The sequence below is a fragment of the Microbispora sp. H11081 genome (assembly GCF_012999535.1).
Taxonomy (GTDB): domain Bacteria; phylum Actinomycetota; class Actinomycetes; order Streptosporangiales; family Streptosporangiaceae; genus Microbispora.
Map to the genome: position 1 here is coordinate 63,186 of NZ_JABBWV010000013.1, position 15,547 is coordinate 78,732.

The window sequence follows — 15,547 nt, forward strand, 5'->3', positions numbered from 1 at the left end:
CGAACGCCGGCGCCGCCGTGGCCATGCTCCCGCAGTGCGTGGTGGGCGAGCCACCGATTTTCCGACCACTCGATTACGGAGCGTGACCATCCGGCGATGGTCTGCGGCCGGTCCGGAGATCGCCCTCTGCCGCCCCGACGCCTCCCCCGCCCCACCGGCCCGCACGGGCTTGGTGGTATGACCATTGACGTGACTGAATGTCGCATTCAGCCTGCTGCGGGCGGCGTGAGCGGGCAGAGCGTGATCGTGGACGGCGGGCCCACCCTCCGCCGGACGAGCCGAGGAGGACGCGGACCATGGGAGCTCTCGACGGACAGGTCGCCGTCATCACCGGGGCGTCGAGCGGGATCGGGGCCGCGACGGCCCGGCTGTTCGCCGCGGAGGGCGCCCGTCTCGCCCTGCTCGACGTCAATCCCGTCCCAGGCGACCTGCTCGGCCTCGGCGAGGTCACGACCCACGTCACCGATGTCACCGACGCCGCCGCCGTCGAACGCGCGATGGCCGAGGTGGCCGAACGGCACGGCCGCATCGACGTGCTGGTCAGCTCGGCCGGCATCCTCGACAGGGTTCCCTTCCTGGAGATGAGCCCCGAGCGCTTCGACCACATCATCGCGGTCGACCTGCGCGGGGTCTTCCTCGCCGCCCGCTACGCCGCGCCGTACATGGTGGAGGCGGGCCGTGGCCGCATCATCAACATCGCCTCCCAGCTCGGGATCAAGGGCGGCGCGGGCCTCGCCCACTACGTCGCCGCCAAGGCGGGCGTGATCGGCCTGACGAAGGCCCTCGCACTCGAACTCGCGCCGATGGGCGTGCTCGTCAACGCGATCGCCCCCGGCCCGATCGAGACGCCGCTCATCGGCGGGCGGCCGGAGGAGTGGAAGCGGGAAAAGGCCGCGGAACTGCCGCTCGGCAGGTTCGGCCGGCCGGAGGAGGTCGCGCCGACCGCGCTGCTGCTCGCGAGTTCGCCCGGCGGGGACATCTACGTGGGTCAGACGCTCGGCCCCAACTCCGGCGACGTGATGCCGTGAACGACGTCCCGCGACCGGCGTGACCGGCCGCGGGAATGAGGGACACCCGGCGGTTCCCGGCCCCCCACCTCTGATCGTCCGTACCGAACTGAGAAGAGGACGCGCTGTGGCCAAGGAAATCTTCGTGGCGTTCGGAATCGACGTCGACGCGGTCGGCGGCTGGCTCGGCTCCTACGGCGGTGAGCACTCGCCCGACGACATCTCACGCGGCCTGTTCGCCGGCGAGGTGGGCGTGCCGCGGCTCAACGCCCTGCTGGAGAGGTACGGCCTGCCGGCGACCTGGTTCTGGCCCGGACACTCCATCGAGACCTTTCCCGAGCAGTTCGACCAGGTCGTGGCCGCCGGGCACGAGATCGGCCTGCACGGATACAGCCACGAGAACCCGATCGCGATGAGCCGGGAGCAGGAGTCGGCGGTCCTCGGCCACTGCGTGGACCTCATCGAGACGCGCGCCGGACGGCGTCCCACGGGCTACGTCGCGCCGTGGTGGGAGTTCTCGCCGAGCACCGCCGAACTGCTGCTCGAACGCGGCATCAAGTATGACCACTCGCTCATGCACCGCGACTTCGAGCCGTACTACGTGCGCGTCGGCGACACCTGGTCGGCGATCGACTACGCCAAGGACGCCGGCGAGTGGATGAAGCCGCTCGTGCGCGGGCGGGAGACCGGCCTCGTCGAGATCCCGGCGAGCTGGTATCTCGACGACCTGCCTCCCATGATGTTCGTCAAGACCAGCCCGAACAGCCACGGCTTCGTCAACCCCCGCGACATCGAGGAGATGTGGCGCGACCAGTTCGACTGGGTCCACCGGGAGTCGGAGTACGCCGTCTTCACCATGACGATCCACCCGGACGTCTCGGGCCGTCCGCAGGTCCTGCTCATGCTGGAGCGTCTCATCGAGCACATCAACGAGCACGAGGGCGTCCGGTGGTCGACGTTCGACGCCATCGCGGACGACTTCAGGGCCCGCCGCCCGCGCACGTGATCCTCCGCCCCGAGTGGCACCGATACACATACGTGATCGTCGGGGAGACAACCACGCCCGCTCCCCGGGCGTGTATCACTCGCATCTCGCGTTTCAGTCTCCTCGTACGCCTCTGGAGGGAAGCCCCGTGCCCATCACATTGCCGGGCGGACGCACCATCGGCCTGATGACGGCCGGTGCCCTGGCCGGGTCGGTTCTGGTTCTGGGCGGCGCGGCCACCGCCTCGTCGGCGAGCGATGCCGTGTACTACGCGTGCGTGAACAAGAGCACGCGATACATGCGCCTGGTGAACGCGACCACCAAGTGCAAGACGACCGAGACGAAGGTCTCGTGGAACAGGACGGGCCCGCAGGGTCCCGTGGGCATCGGCGGCACAGGACCCCAGGGCCCGCAGGGTCCGCAGGGGGTGCGCGGCCCGCAGGGGATGCGCGGCCCGCAGGGCCCCAAGGGCGACATCGGCCCGCAGGGGCAGAAGGGCGAACCCGGTGCGCCGGGCGCGAAGGGCGCCGACGGCAAGGATGGTAAGGACGGCAAGGACGGCGCGAGCGGTCCCACGGGCCCCCGGGGCGTCAGAGGCGACAGGGGCGAGCGTGGCCCGGCCGGCCCTCAGGGCGCCAAGGGCGAGAAAGGCGACACGGGGGCGCGTGGCCCGGCGGGTCCGGCAGGCCCAGCCGGACCGGCGGGACCGGCGGGGGGAGCCGCCGGCGTCGTCACCAAGGCGGAAGCCCTCTATCTGCCGCCCAACGGTGGCGGCGACGACATCATGTGCCCGGACGGCATGGTCGCCACCGGCGGCGGCTTCATCGCGGGCGGCGGCTCGAACGCGCCCCACATCACCACGAACGCGCCGTACGTCGAAGACGGCACGTCGATCGGCTGGAGGCTCTACGGCAAGAACGTGAGCGGCACGATCTACGTGCTCTGCATCGGAGGCTGACGGGCGCGCCGACAGGCGGCGTACGGGGAACCGGCGGCCGAGCCGTAGGGCGACCGGCCGGACCCGCGCCGCCTTCAGTGCTGTTGTTCTGCGAGGTGTGCGCCGGTGGCCGCGGCGATGACCCGCGTGAGCGCCTGGTGCAGCTGCTGCAGCTCCGTCAGCTCCATGCCCAGTCGCTCGACGATCGTCGCGGGGACCTTCTCGGCCTGCCCGCGCAGCGCGCGGCCCTCGTCGGTCAGCACCACCGCGAGCGAACGCTCGTCGTCGCTGGCGCGGCGGCGCTCGACGAGACCGGCGGACTCCAGGCGCTTGAGCAACGGCGACAGCGTCGCCGGCTCCAACTGCAGCAGCCGGCTGAGGTCCTTGACCGACAGCGGCGCGTGCTGCCACAGGGCCAGCATCACCAGGTATTGCGGGTGGGTCAGCCCCATCGGTTCGAGCACGGGCCGGTAGAGGCCGATGACCGATCGCGAGGCGACCGCCAGCGCGAAGCACACCTGGTTCTCCAGAGCCAGGGGGTCGACGGTGTCGCCGATCTCACTCACTACGCCACCTCCCATGCTACCGAGTTTAGTACACTAACGATTAGTGCACTAAGCGCCGAGAAACACAGGAAGTGCCATGGCCCGCAGGAAGAGTCTCGAAGAACGCATCGCCGACCGCGTCGCCAAGCGCCCGCCGATGAAGGACAGCAAGCACTTCGAGCACGGTCCCGCCAAGTGGATCTTCGTCAGCGTGCTGGTGTTCGCGGTGCTCGCCCATTTCCTCATCGTCGGCCTCGTCATGATGTTCGGGGACTGACGGAGACCAAGCCCCGCGGCACGGTCGCCGCGGGCCCCGATCATCAGAGTCCGATCACCCGTTGATCACGTGCGGTTCAGCGGCCGAAACCGGCCTCGCGGGCTCGTACGATCGCCTGTGCCCGGTCGGCCACCTGCAGCTTCGCGAAGACGTTGGACACGTTGTTGCGCACCGTCTTGGGCGACAGCGACAGGCGCTCGGCGATGCGGGAGTTGGACAGACCGGCCGCGATGAGATCGAGGATCTCCCGTTCCCGCGCGGTGAGCTGCGGGAACGGCTCCTGCTCCCGCGGCCGGACGGCGGCGAGCCTGCTGAAGTAGCGGGTCACCCGCCCTGCCAGCGCGGGCCCGAAGATCACCTCGCCGCCGGCGACGGCCGCGACGGCGCGCAGGATCTCCGTCTGGTCGGCGCCCTTGAGCAGGTAGCCACGGGCTCCGGCCAGCATGGCGGCGAAGACGCTCTCGTCGTCCTCGTGCATGGTCAGCACGAGCACGTGCGTCTCCGGGCAGGTCTCCACGATGCGCCGGGTGGCCTGCACGCCGTCGAGCCGCGGCATCTGCAGGTCCATGACGACGACGCGCGGACGGAGCGTCATCGCCTGTGCCACGGCCTCCTCGCCGTCGGCCGCGGTGCCGACCACCTCGACCTCACCCGTGGAGGCGAGCATCATCCGCAGGCCGTTGCGGTAGACGGGGTGGTCGTCGGCGAGCAGCACGGTGGGCATACCGGGACCGTGGGAGGACGGGACGACGCGGTCGGGGGACGGACCGGCGGTCATCGCGTCGCCTCCGCGGGGAGGACGGCGTGGACGCGGGTCCCGCCACCGTCGCGGGAGGTGACGGAGCAGCTCCCGCCGAGCTCTTCTGCCCGCTCCCGCATGCCGACCAGGCCCACACCGACCAGGGCTCCCGGCCGCACCCCTCTGCCGTCGTCGAGCACCTCGACCTCCAGTTCGCTTCCGGTCGCCGTGAGGCGGACCTCGCAGGTGCCGGCGTCCGCGTGCCGCGCGACGTTGACCAGAGCCTCGCAGACGATCCGGTAGGCCGCCACCTCGGTCGCGGCCGGCAACCCGGCCAGGTCGCCCGCGGCGTCCACGCGTACGGTCAGCCCGCCCTCCCGGAACCGGGTGGCCTCCTGCCGCAGCGCTCCCGCCAGGCCGAACTGGTCCAGGGCCGGTGGGCGCAGGTTGTGGACGAGCCGGCGTACGTCGCCGAGCACGGACGACAGGTCCGCCCGCACCTCGTGCAGCGCCTCGCGGGCGGCGCCGAGGTCCCGGGTCACCAGATTGCCCGCGGCCTCGACCTTCAGCGCGGCGGCGGCGAGCGTGGGCCCCAGCCCGTCGTGGAGGTCCCTGCGCAGCCTGCGGCGCTCCTCCTCGACGCCCGTCACCAGGCGTTCCCTGCTGTGCTGGAGCTCCTCGGCCAGGGCCGTGGCCCGCACGGCCGCCGCGGCCTGCCGTACGACGTCGGCGAGCAGTCGCTGGTCGGCGTCGGCGAGCGGCGCGTTCGCGCGCGGAACGAGGACCAGGCGGCCGATGGGGGCCGCGCGGTAGGCGAAGGGAAGGACGAGGACGTCGTCGCGCCGCGCGCCGTGCTCGACCACGAGGGTGCGGCCGTCGGCGCGGTCGAGTTCCACCCGCACGTACGGCGAGCGCAGCGCCGCGGACACCGCCCTGGCCACCGTGAGCAGCAGTTCCTCCGGGCTCACCGACTCCTCCAACCGCCGGGCCAGGGCCGAGACGACGTCGTACGGCTCCGCCCGCCCGGCGAGGACGCGGCCCACCCAGCGGCGGACCCGTTCGCGCAACGGCGCGTAGACGACGGCCACCGCGGCGGCGGCGAGCACCGCCGCGACCGGCTCGTCGATGAGCGCGCCCAGGCCCACGAAGACGGGGACGTCGATCGCGACGACGGCGACCGCCAGGCCGCCGTAGAGGAGGGTCCAGTTGAGCACGTGGTCGATGTCGTACAGCCGGTATCGGCCGACGGCCACCAGGACGGCGGCGGCGATCGCGACCAGGGAGACGACGAACGTGAGGTCCTGCGGCGCCCCCTCGACCACGACGGGCACGAAGATCAGCACGCCGTTGAGCAGGGCCGCCAGCAGCATCCAGCGCAACTGCGCGCGGCGCGCGCCGGACGACCCCCGGAAGCGCCGCACGAAGGCCGCGAGGGACACCAGAAGGCTCAGCACGAGCGCCGCCGGGGTGAGGGCCATCGCGACGTCCCAGAAGGCGTCCGGCACGGAAGGCATCGGCAGGTCGAGCCCGGGGCCTCGCCACGGCTCCCCCGGCGACTGCACCCGCCACGGAACGGTGAGGAAGACGAGCACGGCGAAGCCGGTGGCGCCGAGCGACAGCGACGCGGCCCACCGCCAGCGCGGCGTCGGCAGCCTGCCGTCGGGGAAGAACAGCAGCACGAGCAGCGGCACCAGGTTGAGCAGCGGCCCGAGCCTCGCTCCCGCGTACACGGCGACGGCGGTCAACGGCAGCGTGCCCCCGTGCCGGGTGAGGGACAGAACGGCGTAGCCCCCGGCGAGGCCGTTGAGGCAGGACACCACGCCGCCGCCGATCAGCAGCCAGGTCATCGGGTGCGCGGGCAGACCGGCGGCCAGCACCCCGCCGGCGACGGCGAGGGCCACGCCCGGGACGGTGGACGACCACGTGGCCCAGTCGAGCGGTTCGGGCCGGATCACCGGTCCGGTCGCGATCTCGATCCAGGTGGCGGACACGGCGGCGACGACGGACAGGGCCGCGAGCACCGTCGCGGCAGCCCCGAGACGGCGGCAGGCGTCAGAAGGGCCGAGCACGCGGTCAAGCGTGCCACAGGGCCGCCCTTCCCGGCATGGGACCGGTGTCCCGTTTTCGTCCGGGACGCGTGCCCCGGACCGGTGCGGGCGAGGTTGTGGCCTCGCTCTCTGTCGGCCCGGGACGCGGCGCGGAGACCGTGGTCACGGCACGACCGGGAGGGTCGCGCGACGAAGGCTTCCGCCAGGAGGGGACGATCATGTCCGTTCACATCACGCCCAGCAACGTCAATCCGCAGGAACCGACGGCGTCGTCGGCTCCGGCCGTGGCCGCACCGCCCTGGACCCGGATGGCCGGAGTGCTGCTTGCCGCCGGAGCGGCGGCCTGGGCGGCCGGCACGGTCGTGGTCGGCGACGAAATCCAGAAGGGCATCCAGACGCTCGACACCGTGACCGGGATGCTGTTCGTCGCCGGGCTGTTCGGATTCGTCGCGCTCGTGCTGGCCACCCGGGCCACCGGTGCCAGGTGGGGCCGGATCATCCCGGCGGGCCTGCTCGTGTCACTTCCCGGCGCGTTCCTGCTGAACACGCTCTCGTTCGGCTACGCCACCCACGACGACTTCCCGCTGCCGCTGATGATTCTCGATGCCTGCTGGCCGCTCAGCATGCTCGGCATGCTGGTCCTCGGCATCGCCGTGGCGGTCACCGGCCGCTACCGCGGCGCCCTGCGCTGGCTGCCGCTGCTCGCCGGGCTGTGGTTCCCGGTCACGATGGTCGCGCAGATCTTCGCCGGGTCCTCCGCCTCGGTGTGGGCGAGCGCGGCCTGGCTGCTGGCCACCCACGCCCACATCGGCGTCCGGCTCGCGCTGCGACCCATCGTCTGACCGGACGCCGTAACCTGTGAGCAGGCAAAACGGCGACCGGAGGAGAACCCCGCCATGGGTTCGCTCAGTCCTGTTCGCTGTCTTGGACGCCTTTGCCGGCGGCATGGGCCTGTAACGGGCATCCTGGAACGATGATCAGTGCAGCAGACTCGGGGACCTGGAAGCTCGGCGACCTCACGGTCAACCGGATGGGATTCGGCGCCATGCGCCTGACGGGCAGCGCGGCCTTCGATCTCGGCACGCCGAGGTCCCGCGAGCGGTCGATCGCGGTGCTGCGACGCGCCGTAGAGCTCGGCGTGAACCACATCGACACGGCCGCGTTCTACTTCTCCCGGCTGCGCTCGGCCAACGAGCTGATCAGCCGGGCGCTCGCGCCGTACCCGGACGACCTGGTCATCGCCACCAAGGTGGGCCCCGGGCGGGATCCGTCCGGCGAATGGCTGCCGTTCGCCCGGCCCGACCAGCTGCGCGGCCAGGTCGAGGAGAACCTGCGCCAGCTCGGCCGCGACCACCTCGACCTGGTCTACCTGCGCCAGCCGGGGCTCGCCTCGATCGCGGAACACTTCGGCGCGCTCGCCGAACTGCGCGAGGCCGGTCTCGTCCGGCACCTCGGGATCTCCAACGTCCGGCCCGAGCACCTCGGCCAGGCCCAGGCGATCGCGCCGGTGGTGAGCGTGCAGAACCAGTACGGCGTGGGCTCGACGAGGAGCCGCGAGCTGCTGCGCGCCTGTGGTGAGCAGGGCGTGGCGTTCGTGCCGTTCTTCGCCATCGCCGGGAAGGGCCGCGAGCTGGGGGCTAGCGACACGGACCAGGCGGAGGTGCACGCGGTGGCCCGCGCGCACGGCGTGACCCCCGCCCAGGTCCGGCTGGCCTGGACGCTCCGGCAGGGGCCCCACGTGCTGGCCATCCCCGGCACCGGCGACCCCGATCATCTGGCCGAGAACGTGGCCGCCGCCGCGCTGCGTCTCACCGACGAGGAGACGGCCCGCCTGGACGCGGTCACCGACGCCGGCTGACCGGCCCCGGTCGCCGCCCGGATCCCCGTGAGCGCTGCGAGGCGAGCGACGGGGCGACCGGCCGGAGTGGCGTGGGTCGGCCGCCTGACGCGGGCGTTCTGAGATCATGCCGACACCGGGTTTCGCCGGTGGCGTGGAGAGGGAGACCGGGTGGCTTCGGCGGGTCGCGGCGGCATGGGAGCGGGTCGTGAGGCGGACAAGGTGGAGAACCGGGTCGCCCGGGGCCTGACCGAGCTCTTCGCGCCCGCGCACATCGTCATCGGGCTGCCGCTGGTGATGGGCGCGGTCACCGGCGGCTGGCCGGGCGTCGCCTGGGGCGCGCTCACCTCGGCGCTGTGCGGGGGGATTCCCCTCGGGGTGCTCCTGGCGGGCGTCCGGTCGGGCCGGTTCGGCGACAAGCACGTCGGAGACCGGGCCCAACGGCCGAAACTGATCGGTCTGATCATCGTTCTGGTGGTCGCCGTGCTGGCCGTGATGGTCATGCTCGGCGCTCCGCGCCTGATGGTCGCCGGCGCGGCCGCCATGCTGTCCACACTGGCCGTGACCGGCCCCGTCACGCTCTGGTGGAAGATCAGCTTCCACACCGCGGTGGCGGCGGGCGGCGTAGTGATGCTCGCGTGGGTCCTGCCGCCGGTTCCCGTCTACGCGGCAGGCGCCGCGCTGGTGGCGGCGCTGGCCTGGTCGCGGGTGGTCATCCGCGACCACACCGCCGCCCAGACCGTCGCGGGAGCCGTGGCGGGCGGCGCCGCGACCTGGCTCACCCTCGCCGTCCTCCTCTGATCACCTCTTCTGGCCACGGGCCCGGGCGACTCACGGACCGCCCTGCGGCTGTGCGCGCTCGCTTCTCGCGGCGCCGGGCCCGGTGGCCGGGCGGCGCCTCTGGTTCAGGCGGCGGCCGAGACGCTGGCCTGGGGCCTCCACGAGCCGGTACGCCACGTGGCCGAGCACCAGCAGGACGAGGAAGAAGACCGGCAGGTTCGGGACGATCCGCAGCAGGAGCGGGTGCAGCAGATAGAGGGAGAAGCTGATCACCCCGAGGTACGCGAGCCACCGGGGGAACGACCTGCGCCGCAGCGCGAACACGAGCGTGAAGAAGCCGACCGCCAGCACGAGTGCCGAGGCCCAGGCGGGATCGGGCGCCACCAGGACGCCGCAGGCGAGCACGGTCAACAGGGCGGCGACGGCCCACCTCCACCTGAGCATGCCCCGCTCCGCGCGGTGGACGGCCGTCCCGGCGAACATCGTGGCCGCGATGACCAGCCCTTCTCCCGCGCCGATCCTGCTGCCGAGGATCACCAGGGCCAGGCCGAGCAGGCCGCCGGTCACCGCGGCCGCCGTCCTGAGGCGCCCGTTCGCGAGCACGGTCACGGCGACGACCGCGACCACCGCGACGCCCAGGACCGCGGCGACGAGATCCGCGCCTCCGTTGATCGTCGCGCCCGGCATGAGCAGCCCGAGCGGCACGGCCGCCACCGCCAGGGCCGCCGCGATCGGCGCCGGCCTGTGCGCCTGCCGTACGGCGAACAGTCCGACCGTCATCAGGTAGAACGCCATCTCGTAGGAGAGCGTCCACATCACGCCGATCACCGAGGGGACGCCGAGGAGTTCCTGCAGCATCGTGAGGTTCGCCAGCGCGACGAGCGGCGGCGGCCGGTCGCCGAGGCCGGGGGACGTCTCGAACACCCCGGCGTACGCGAGGAGCAGCGCGAGGGCGAGCGCGACGAGCAGCAGCGGGAGCAGCCGGCAGGCCCGGCCGGTCCAGAAGGCCCGCAGGTCGCCCCGCCGCTCCAGCGAGGCCGGGATGATGTACCCGCTGACCAGGAAGAACACGAAGACGCCCCAGGTGCCGACGTCTACCCTGCGGTCGATCTCGGCCCAGACGCCCGGGACGAAGGTCCAGCCCGAGTGGTGCAGCGCCACGGCCGGAGCCGCGACCCCGCGTAAGGCGTCCAGCCATGCCAGCCGCGAGCGGTTCGATGCCATTCAGGCGACTTTATGCGACAAATGGGGACGTGATCCCCAATCGACCGGCCGGACTCGCCCGGCGAGACCGTCACCTGCGAGGGAGCACGGCCGTCAGGCGTCAGCCCTCGTGGAAGGAAAGTCCGTGTTCCTCCAACGCCTGACGGAGCACGGACACCGCCTTCGGCCCCATGCCGTGCAGCGCGAGAAGCTCGGCCTCGGTCACCCGGGTCAGGTGCTCCAGCCGGGTGTGACCGGCCGCCGCGAGCGCCCGGGCGGCCGGGGCGCTGGTCTTCGGCAACTCTGTCATCAGGCCCTCTCCTCGTCGGTCCCGTCCTCGGCCGGCCGGGGGCGTACGTCGCAGTCCGGCAGGCCCGCCAGGACGGCGGCGAGCTGGCGGGCGTTGGTCTGGGCGTGGTCGCGGTAGCAGTTGTTCATCAGCACGTGGGTCGTGGCCGCCTGACCGCCGAGCTCGCGCAGCCTCGGCGCCCATCTCCTCAGCTCGTCGAGCGAGTAACGGTAGCCGAAACGCTCATGGATGTCATGGCTCGTCCACTTGTCGCTGTGCCCGTGGAACCGCACGATCTCCAGGTCGGACGTGGCCGCGACGACCGGCGGGATCGAGTCCGGATAGCCCTGCGGCATGTCCACGCACACGTACGGGATGGCGTACGAGCGGAGGAAGTCGAGGGTCTCCGCCTGGTTCTCCTCGCTCATCCACGTGTGGTTGCGGAACTCCACGGAGATCCGCAACGGCTCGCAGCGCCGCCCGCATTCGAGGATGTAGTGCCTGTTCGCCCGGCCGATCGGGAACCACTTCGGAAACTGGAAGAGCACCGCCCCGAGCTTGCCCGCATCCCGCAGCGGCAGCAGGGCGGCGACGAACCGCTCCCAGACCTGGTCCACGATCTTCGGATCGATGTCGCGGGCGTACAGGTTCTTGCCGCCGCCGCTCGGACGCAGGTCCTTCGGCAGCGCGGACGGCCGCGTCGGGTGCCCCGTGAGCAGCGAGAACGCCTTGACGTCGAACGTGAAGTCCGCCGGTGTGCGCTCGGCCCACAGCCGTACGGTGGCCTCGGCGGGCGGCGCGTAGTAGGTCGAGTCGACCTCCACCACGGGGAACAGGCTCGCGTAGTGGCGCAGGCGCTGCTCGGGCGTCGTGACCTCGGGCGGATACCACCCCGACTCCAGCAGCGTCTTGTCCGTCCACGACGCGGTGCCGACCAGGATCGTCCCCATACCTCACGATAGGCGCGTTCGCCGGAGAGCGGGTGCGTCAGAAGTGACCTGTGAAGCACCGGCGGGTCTATGATGTTGGAAAGTAAAGTGGCTCCGGGTGTCCCGGTGGTCACGCGGAGCATGCACACCGGAGGTGGCGATGCCGTCGACCTGGGCCCTGGAGACGTTCGGACCCCGCGCCGAGTCGATCCGCCAGGGAGTGGCGGAGGCGCTGGCGCTCGCGCTGGAGAACGCCCAGGACGCCCAGAGGACGGCGCGGACCGACCACCTCCATCCGTTCGGCTTCACGCTGATGTCGCGCAAGTTCGAGGCCCTCGCCCGCGCCTTCGCCGACATGGCCGACGTGGAGATCATCAAGCCGCCCGGCTCGCAGCACGAGCTCGTCGTGCTCGGCGGCAACCTGCTGTTCCCCTTCCGCTACGCCAAGGACCGCTCGGTGAGCGTGGTCAACGCCCGGATCGGCGACGGCAGGCCGTCCGGGCTGGTCCAGGCCCTGTTCAACAGGTTCGGCCCGGATCCCCGGGCCGAGCAGCTCACGCTCGGCGGCGTCGAGGCCGCCCTGCCCGAGCCCGTGACCCCGGCCGCCCGTGCGCTCACCCGGCTGCCCGAGGACGTCCGCCTCGTCCTCATCGCGTACGCGTGCAACGCGCGGGCCGGTCTCCTCGACGCGTGGTGGGGTGAGGCCGAACTGCTCGACCGCACCGGCAGCCTGCGCTGGCACCACTACGAGGAGATCCCGCTCGCCGGGGCCCTGCCCACCGAGCTGCCTGTCGGGCTGCCCACGCCGGTTCCGGCAGGACAGGAGTCCGCGTTCTCCGGGGGCGCGATGCCCGCTCCCGCGCTGAACCCCCGCCCACGCCACGAGCGCGCGAAGGGCCTGGCCACGCCCGGCGAGGCGCCGTACGCACCGGACGCCGCGGCACATGAAGGACGGTAGGCGGCTCCGCCCGGCCGGCGAAGGAGAGGCGCCGCCGGAGCCGAGCCCGCAGGCCGTGGCGGACGCCTTCGACGGCACGCGGCTCACGCAGGCGCGGCGGCTGGCCGCGCTCACCAAGAAGGAGGTGGCCGAGCGCATCGGGGTGTCGCCCGCCGCGGTCGGCCAGTACGAGGCCGGGGTCACCCGGCCGCGCCCCCACCTCGTTCCGCTCCTAGCCGAGGTGCTCGCCGTCCCCGCGGCGTTCTTCCTGCCCGGCCGGCCGCACGGCAAGCTGGACGGCTCGATGGCCCACTTCCGCAGCCTGCGATCCACCCGGGCCTACCAGCGGGCCAAGGCGGTGGCCTTCGTCGAACAGGTCTGGGAGCTGACGTACGCGCTGGAGAAGCGGGTGCGGCTCCCCCACGTCGACCTGCCGGGCTTCGCCGGGGGCGAGGTCGACTCCGGCACCGCGCTGCCGCGCGACCCCGCGGGCGCGGCCCGCGCGCTGCGGGCGCACTGGGGGCTCGGCACCGGGCCGGTCAGCCACCTGGTGCGGCACATGGAGTCCCGGGGCATCGTCGTCGTCTTCCCCGAGGCCGACGTAGACGCGGTGACGGTGGACGCGTTCTCCACCTCCAGCCTGCCCCGGCCCATCGTCGTGCTGACGCCCAACCGGTTCGACGACGTCTACCGGCACCGGTTCACCGCGGCCCACGAGCTGGGACACCTGGTGTTGCACGGGGACACCGCGGCCGGGGACACCCAGCAGGAGCGCGAGGCGGACTCGTTCGCCGCCGAGTTCCTGACCCCGCGCGACAGCGTCCTGCCGAGCCTGCCGGCCCGCGCCGACCTGCGGCGGCTCGCGGAGTTGCGCCGCGTCTGGGGCGTGTCCGTCGACTCGCTGCTGTACCGGTGCCGCGAGGTGGGACTGCTGTCCGACTCCGCGGCGGGGCGCGCCTACCAGCGGCTCGCCGCGCTGCGCGACCAGCCGGGCTTCGCCGCGGAACCGGTGTCGGGCTACCCAGGCGAGCAGCCCGTCCTGCTCAGCAGGGCGTACGAGATGGCGGCGGCCGAGACCGGGCTCACCGTGCCCGCGCTGGCCAGGGAGCTCGCCTGGCCGGTCCCGAGGGTGCGGGAGCTGATCGGCCTGCCCGCCCACCGCCCGGTGCTGAGACTCGTCCCCTGACCGTGATCGCCGGCCACGCACCCCGGCCATGGACGCGGCCGGCGACGGCCTCAGGCCGCGGCGGCGCTCCGCACGATCTGCTCCTTCAGCGGCGCTAGCGCGCCGGCGATGGACCCGATCGTCTCGGCGTCGACGCCGCACGACTCCAGCGCCCCTGCGAGGTGGATGACGACCTGGTCGAACTCCTCGGCGGTGATGCCGAGCCCGGCGTGCGCCTCGGCCATCGTCATGCCCCGGTACTCCTGCGGGCCACCGAGCGCCGCGGCGACGAAGCTGCGCTGGTGGGCCTTGAGCTGGGCCATGTCCACGTCCGCGAAGTAGCCGCGCAGCATCGGGTCGGCGACGACCCGCGTGTAGAAAACGTCGACCACGGCCGCGACCGCGTCGGAACCGCCGATCCGCTCGAAAATGGACGCCATACGCTTTTCCTCCCACACCGGTGCGACCTCGTGCCACGATGATCAACACGAGTTGTTACGCGCCGATGACAGGCTGGGAATACGTGCGTGGCCTGCCGCTCACCCGGGCGACGCGCCGGAAAAGGACGGCGGGTCGAGAACACGGCACGGAGCGCCTTCGGTGCCGCGGACGGTGCGGGGACCCCCCGGCCGCCGACGCGCGCGGCTCCGGACACGAGGGCCGGGGTGTGTGCCCCGGCCCTCGTTCCGTCACTCCGTCACGGTTCCAGGCTCTCCGGGATGGAGTCCGAGCGGCCCTTCGGACGCTCGGTGCGGCCCTGGGCGTCGTAGATCTTCACCCAGCGGATGCCGGGCAGCCGCTTGAGCGTGGGCTTGATCAGGTCGGCGACGGTGAACGCCGACCCTCCGCTCGCGACCCGGCCGGTGAGCCGCACGTGGGCGACCCCGTCCTTGACGACGACAGAGCGGACACCGGTCGCTCCCGAGGCGACGAAGCGCAGGCCCTTCGCGTACTCGGCCCGCGTCGGCCCGGCGAACAGCCGCTGGAGCGCGCCGCGCGCGGTGGACGGCGGCGTCACCGGCCGCGACACCGGCACCGCGTACGGCTGACGCCCCGCCGCGTACGCGCGGGAGTCGAGGAAGTACGTCCGCACCGGCAGGGTCCGGTAGGGCGTCCTGACGTCCACGACCACCCGGCTCGGGCGGGTGAGGGTGTAGACGCGGTAGGACGACTTCCTGGCCAGGCCGATGCCGAACGTGAGCTCGGCCTCGAAGTCGCCCGCGTTGACGACCTGGATCACCCCGGGCAGCGCGAAGGTCTGGCGGCTGGGCCCGTAGGTGGGGCGGCCGCTCTGGTCGTGGCCGGCCGCGCCGCCGAAGCGGAGCCCGAGGATCGCGTCACCGGCCACCTGGACCGTGCGGCCCGAGCCGTCGGCGATCAGCCGGGACACGTAGCCGGCGCTCCGCCGTGCCGGGAGCGGCCCGCGGAACTCGAAGACGACCCGGTCGAGCCCGGGGTGGTGCGAGGCGCGCACGTCGACCAGGGTCGCGACGCGGGGGGCCGCCTGGACGGCGGCGGCCGACGGGACGGGCTTGGCGGCGGCCGGGGTGGCCGGGACCGCCAGCAGGGTGGTCGCGCTCACCAGCGGCACGGCCAAAGCCGCGAGTGTGCGCTTGGGGGACAGAGACATGAGGGCTCCTGTGCCGGGTTGCTCCCGCGGGTTGGGGACCCGCGAACGGCGCCGGACCTGACTCCGCGCCGGCGCCTCCTTGCAGTATCCCCAGGTGGGCATGGAGGCGTGACGGGCCTTTCGGCCCGACTTCCCTTCCCGTTGGGCGTGCCGTGGGCCGTATGCGACGCCTGGGGGCCTGATGCGGCTCCGGCCGGCCTATTGATCGGCGTCGGCGCCCGGCCGAACAAGCGGCGCCG

The 15,547-nt window shown here is 72.6% G+C and carries 17 protein-coding genes; 9 read left to right on the forward strand and 8 right to left on the reverse strand.

From position 1 onward, the window contains the following. Window positions 1-296 precede the first annotated feature (296 nt). The 3 genes from HHX31_RS26375 (at window position 297) to HHX31_RS26385 (ending at window position 2,950) form a co-directional block, all read left to right on the forward strand. Window positions 297-1,028, forward strand: coding sequence for an SDR family NAD(P)-dependent oxidoreductase (locus HHX31_RS26375; protein ID WP_169951228.1), 732 nt, complete (start codon window positions 297-299; stop codon window positions 1,026-1,028). Window positions 1,029-1,134: 106 nt separating this feature from the next. Continuing rightward, window positions 1,135-2,013 carry a polysaccharide deacetylase gene (locus HHX31_RS26380; protein ID WP_169951230.1) on the forward strand — a complete coding sequence of 293 codons (879 nt, stop codon included), beginning with the start codon at window positions 1,135-1,137 and terminating at the stop codon, window positions 2,011-2,013. A gap of 127 nt (window positions 2,014-2,140) precedes the next feature. Next, the gene (locus HHX31_RS26385; RefSeq protein ID WP_211590362.1) at window positions 2,141-2,950 is read left to right on the forward strand and encodes a collagen-like protein; all 810 of its coding nucleotides are present in this window, start codon (window positions 2,141-2,143) and stop codon (window positions 2,948-2,950) included. 74 nt (window positions 2,951-3,024) lie between these two features. Here HHX31_RS26385 and HHX31_RS26390 read toward each other — a convergent pair whose 3' ends face one another. Next, the gene (locus tag HHX31_RS26390) at window positions 3,025-3,510 is read right to left on the reverse strand and encodes a MarR family transcriptional regulator (RefSeq protein ID WP_169951232.1); all 486 of its coding nucleotides are present in this window, start codon (window positions 3,508-3,510) and stop codon (window positions 3,025-3,027) included. Window positions 3,511-3,571: 61 nt separating this feature from the next. On the opposite strand from HHX31_RS26390, the gene HHX31_RS26395 reads away from it, so the two are divergent. Beyond that, window positions 3,572-3,751, forward strand: a complete 180-nt coding sequence (locus HHX31_RS26395) for a hypothetical protein (RefSeq protein WP_169951233.1) — start codon at window positions 3,572-3,574, stop codon at window positions 3,749-3,751. A 76-nt stretch (window positions 3,752-3,827) separates the two neighbouring features. Here the strand turns inward: HHX31_RS26395 and HHX31_RS26400 are convergent, their stop codons facing one another. Both HHX31_RS26400 and HHX31_RS26405 read right to left on the reverse strand, forming a co-directional pair. Beyond that, the gene (locus HHX31_RS26400) at window positions 3,828-4,475 is read right to left on the reverse strand and encodes a response regulator transcription factor (protein WP_211590378.1); all 648 of its coding nucleotides are present in this window, start codon (window positions 4,473-4,475) and stop codon (window positions 3,828-3,830) included. Window positions 4,476-4,525: 50 nt separating this feature from the next. Further along, window positions 4,526-6,559, reverse strand: coding sequence for a sensor histidine kinase (locus HHX31_RS26405; RefSeq protein ID WP_169951235.1), 2,034 nt, complete (start codon window positions 6,557-6,559; stop codon window positions 4,526-4,528). A gap of 197 nt (window positions 6,560-6,756) precedes the next feature. Between HHX31_RS26405 and HHX31_RS26410 the strand changes: the two genes are divergently transcribed. From HHX31_RS26410 to HHX31_RS26420, 3 genes are all read left to right on the forward strand, one after another. Then, window positions 6,757-7,380, forward strand: a complete 624-nt coding sequence (locus HHX31_RS26410; protein ID WP_169951236.1) for a hypothetical protein — start codon at window positions 6,757-6,759, stop codon at window positions 7,378-7,380. A 131-nt stretch (window positions 7,381-7,511) separates the two neighbouring features. Beyond that, window positions 7,512-8,396, forward strand: coding sequence for an oxidoreductase (locus HHX31_RS26415; protein WP_169951237.1), 885 nt, complete (start codon window positions 7,512-7,514; stop codon window positions 8,394-8,396). Between the two features lie 150 nt (window positions 8,397-8,546). Continuing rightward, the gene (locus HHX31_RS26420; protein WP_311932250.1) at window positions 8,547-9,176 is read left to right on the forward strand and encodes a hypothetical protein; all 630 of its coding nucleotides are present in this window, start codon (window positions 8,547-8,549) and stop codon (window positions 9,174-9,176) included. 30 nt (window positions 9,177-9,206) lie between these two features. Here the strand turns inward: HHX31_RS26420 and HHX31_RS26425 are convergent, their stop codons facing one another. The 3 genes from HHX31_RS26425 to HHX31_RS26435 all read right to left on the reverse strand — a co-directional run bounded on the left by HHX31_RS26425 (window position 9,207) and on the right by HHX31_RS26435 (window position 11,597). Further along, the gene (locus HHX31_RS26425; RefSeq protein WP_169951238.1) at window positions 9,207-10,379 is read right to left on the reverse strand and encodes an acyltransferase; all 1,173 of its coding nucleotides are present in this window, start codon (window positions 10,377-10,379) and stop codon (window positions 9,207-9,209) included. A 100-nt stretch (window positions 10,380-10,479) separates the two neighbouring features. Next, window positions 10,480-10,668, reverse strand: a complete 189-nt coding sequence (locus tag HHX31_RS26430) for a DNA-binding protein (protein WP_169951239.1) — start codon at window positions 10,666-10,668, stop codon at window positions 10,480-10,482. After that, entirely contained in the window at window positions 10,668-11,597 is a 930-nt protein-coding gene (locus HHX31_RS26435) for a DUF72 domain-containing protein (RefSeq protein ID WP_169951241.1), read from the reverse strand. Before HHX31_RS26435 ends, HHX31_RS26430 begins: the two co-directional genes overlap by 1 nt. Before the next feature lie 139 nt (window positions 11,598-11,736). On the opposite strand from HHX31_RS26435, the gene HHX31_RS26440 reads away from it, so the two are divergent. Both HHX31_RS26440 and HHX31_RS26445 read left to right on the forward strand, forming a co-directional pair. Further along, window positions 11,737-12,534, forward strand: a complete 798-nt coding sequence (locus tag HHX31_RS26440) for a hypothetical protein (protein WP_169951242.1) — start codon at window positions 11,737-11,739, stop codon at window positions 12,532-12,534. Beyond that, the gene (locus HHX31_RS26445) at window positions 12,521-13,699 is read left to right on the forward strand and encodes an ImmA/IrrE family metallo-endopeptidase (protein WP_169951244.1); all 1,179 of its coding nucleotides are present in this window, start codon (window positions 12,521-12,523) and stop codon (window positions 13,697-13,699) included. The genes HHX31_RS26440 and HHX31_RS26445 overlap by 14 nt, the downstream gene beginning before the upstream one ends. 50 nt (window positions 13,700-13,749) lie before the next feature. Here the strand turns inward: HHX31_RS26445 and HHX31_RS26450 are convergent, their stop codons facing one another. Together HHX31_RS26450 and HHX31_RS26455 are read right to left on the reverse strand one after the other, a co-directional pair. Next, a complete protein-coding gene (locus HHX31_RS26450; RefSeq protein WP_169951245.1) occupies window positions 13,750-14,118 on the reverse strand; it encodes a group 1 truncated hemoglobin in 369 nt (122 codons plus the stop codon). 257 nt (window positions 14,119-14,375) lie between these two features. Then, entirely contained in the window at window positions 14,376-15,308 is a 933-nt protein-coding gene (locus tag HHX31_RS26455; RefSeq protein ID WP_169951247.1) for a GerMN domain-containing protein, read from the reverse strand. Window positions 15,309-15,547: the final 239 nt, after the last annotated feature.

What these genes read in the sequence shown, in the direction of transcription:
- HHX31_RS26435 (WP_169951241.1), bottom strand. Translation starts at nt 11,597, where the DNA reads ATGGGGACGATCCTGGTCGGCACCGCGTCGTGGACGGACAAGACGCTG.
- HHX31_RS26430 (WP_169951239.1), bottom strand. Translation starts at nt 10,668, where the DNA reads ATGACAGAGTTGCCGAAGACCAGCGCCCCGGCCGCCCGGGCGCTCGCG.
- HHX31_RS26440 (WP_169951242.1), top strand. Translation starts at nt 11,737, where the DNA reads ATGCCGTCGACCTGGGCCCTGGAGACGTTCGGACCCCGCGCCGAGTCG.
- HHX31_RS26400 (WP_211590378.1), bottom strand. Translation starts at nt 4,475, where the DNA reads ATGCCCACCGTGCTGCTCGCCGACGACCACCCCGTCTACCGCAACGGC.
- HHX31_RS26415 (WP_169951237.1), top strand. Translation starts at nt 7,512, where the DNA reads ATGATCAGTGCAGCAGACTCGGGGACCTGGAAGCTCGGCGACCTCACG.
- HHX31_RS26410 (WP_169951236.1), top strand. Translation starts at nt 6,757, where the DNA reads ATGTCCGTTCACATCACGCCCAGCAACGTCAATCCGCAGGAACCGACG.
- HHX31_RS26375 (WP_169951228.1), top strand. Translation starts at nt 297, where the DNA reads ATGGGAGCTCTCGACGGACAGGTCGCCGTCATCACCGGGGCGTCGAGC.
- HHX31_RS26445 (WP_169951244.1), top strand. Translation starts at nt 12,521, where the DNA reads ATGAAGGACGGTAGGCGGCTCCGCCCGGCCGGCGAAGGAGAGGCGCCG.
- HHX31_RS26450 (WP_169951245.1), bottom strand. Translation starts at nt 14,118, where the DNA reads ATGGCGTCCATTTTCGAGCGGATCGGCGGTTCCGACGCGGTCGCGGCC.
- HHX31_RS26425 (WP_169951238.1), bottom strand. Translation starts at nt 10,379, where the DNA reads ATGGCATCGAACCGCTCGCGGCTGGCATGGCTGGACGCCTTACGCGGG.
- HHX31_RS26395 (WP_169951233.1), top strand. Translation starts at nt 3,572, where the DNA reads ATGGCCCGCAGGAAGAGTCTCGAAGAACGCATCGCCGACCGCGTCGCC.
- HHX31_RS26455 (WP_169951247.1), bottom strand. Translation starts at nt 15,308, where the DNA reads ATGTCTCTGTCCCCCAAGCGCACACTCGCGGCTTTGGCCGTGCCGCTG.
- HHX31_RS26390 (WP_169951232.1), bottom strand. Translation starts at nt 3,510, where the DNA reads ATGGGAGGTGGCGTAGTGAGTGAGATCGGCGACACCGTCGACCCCCTG.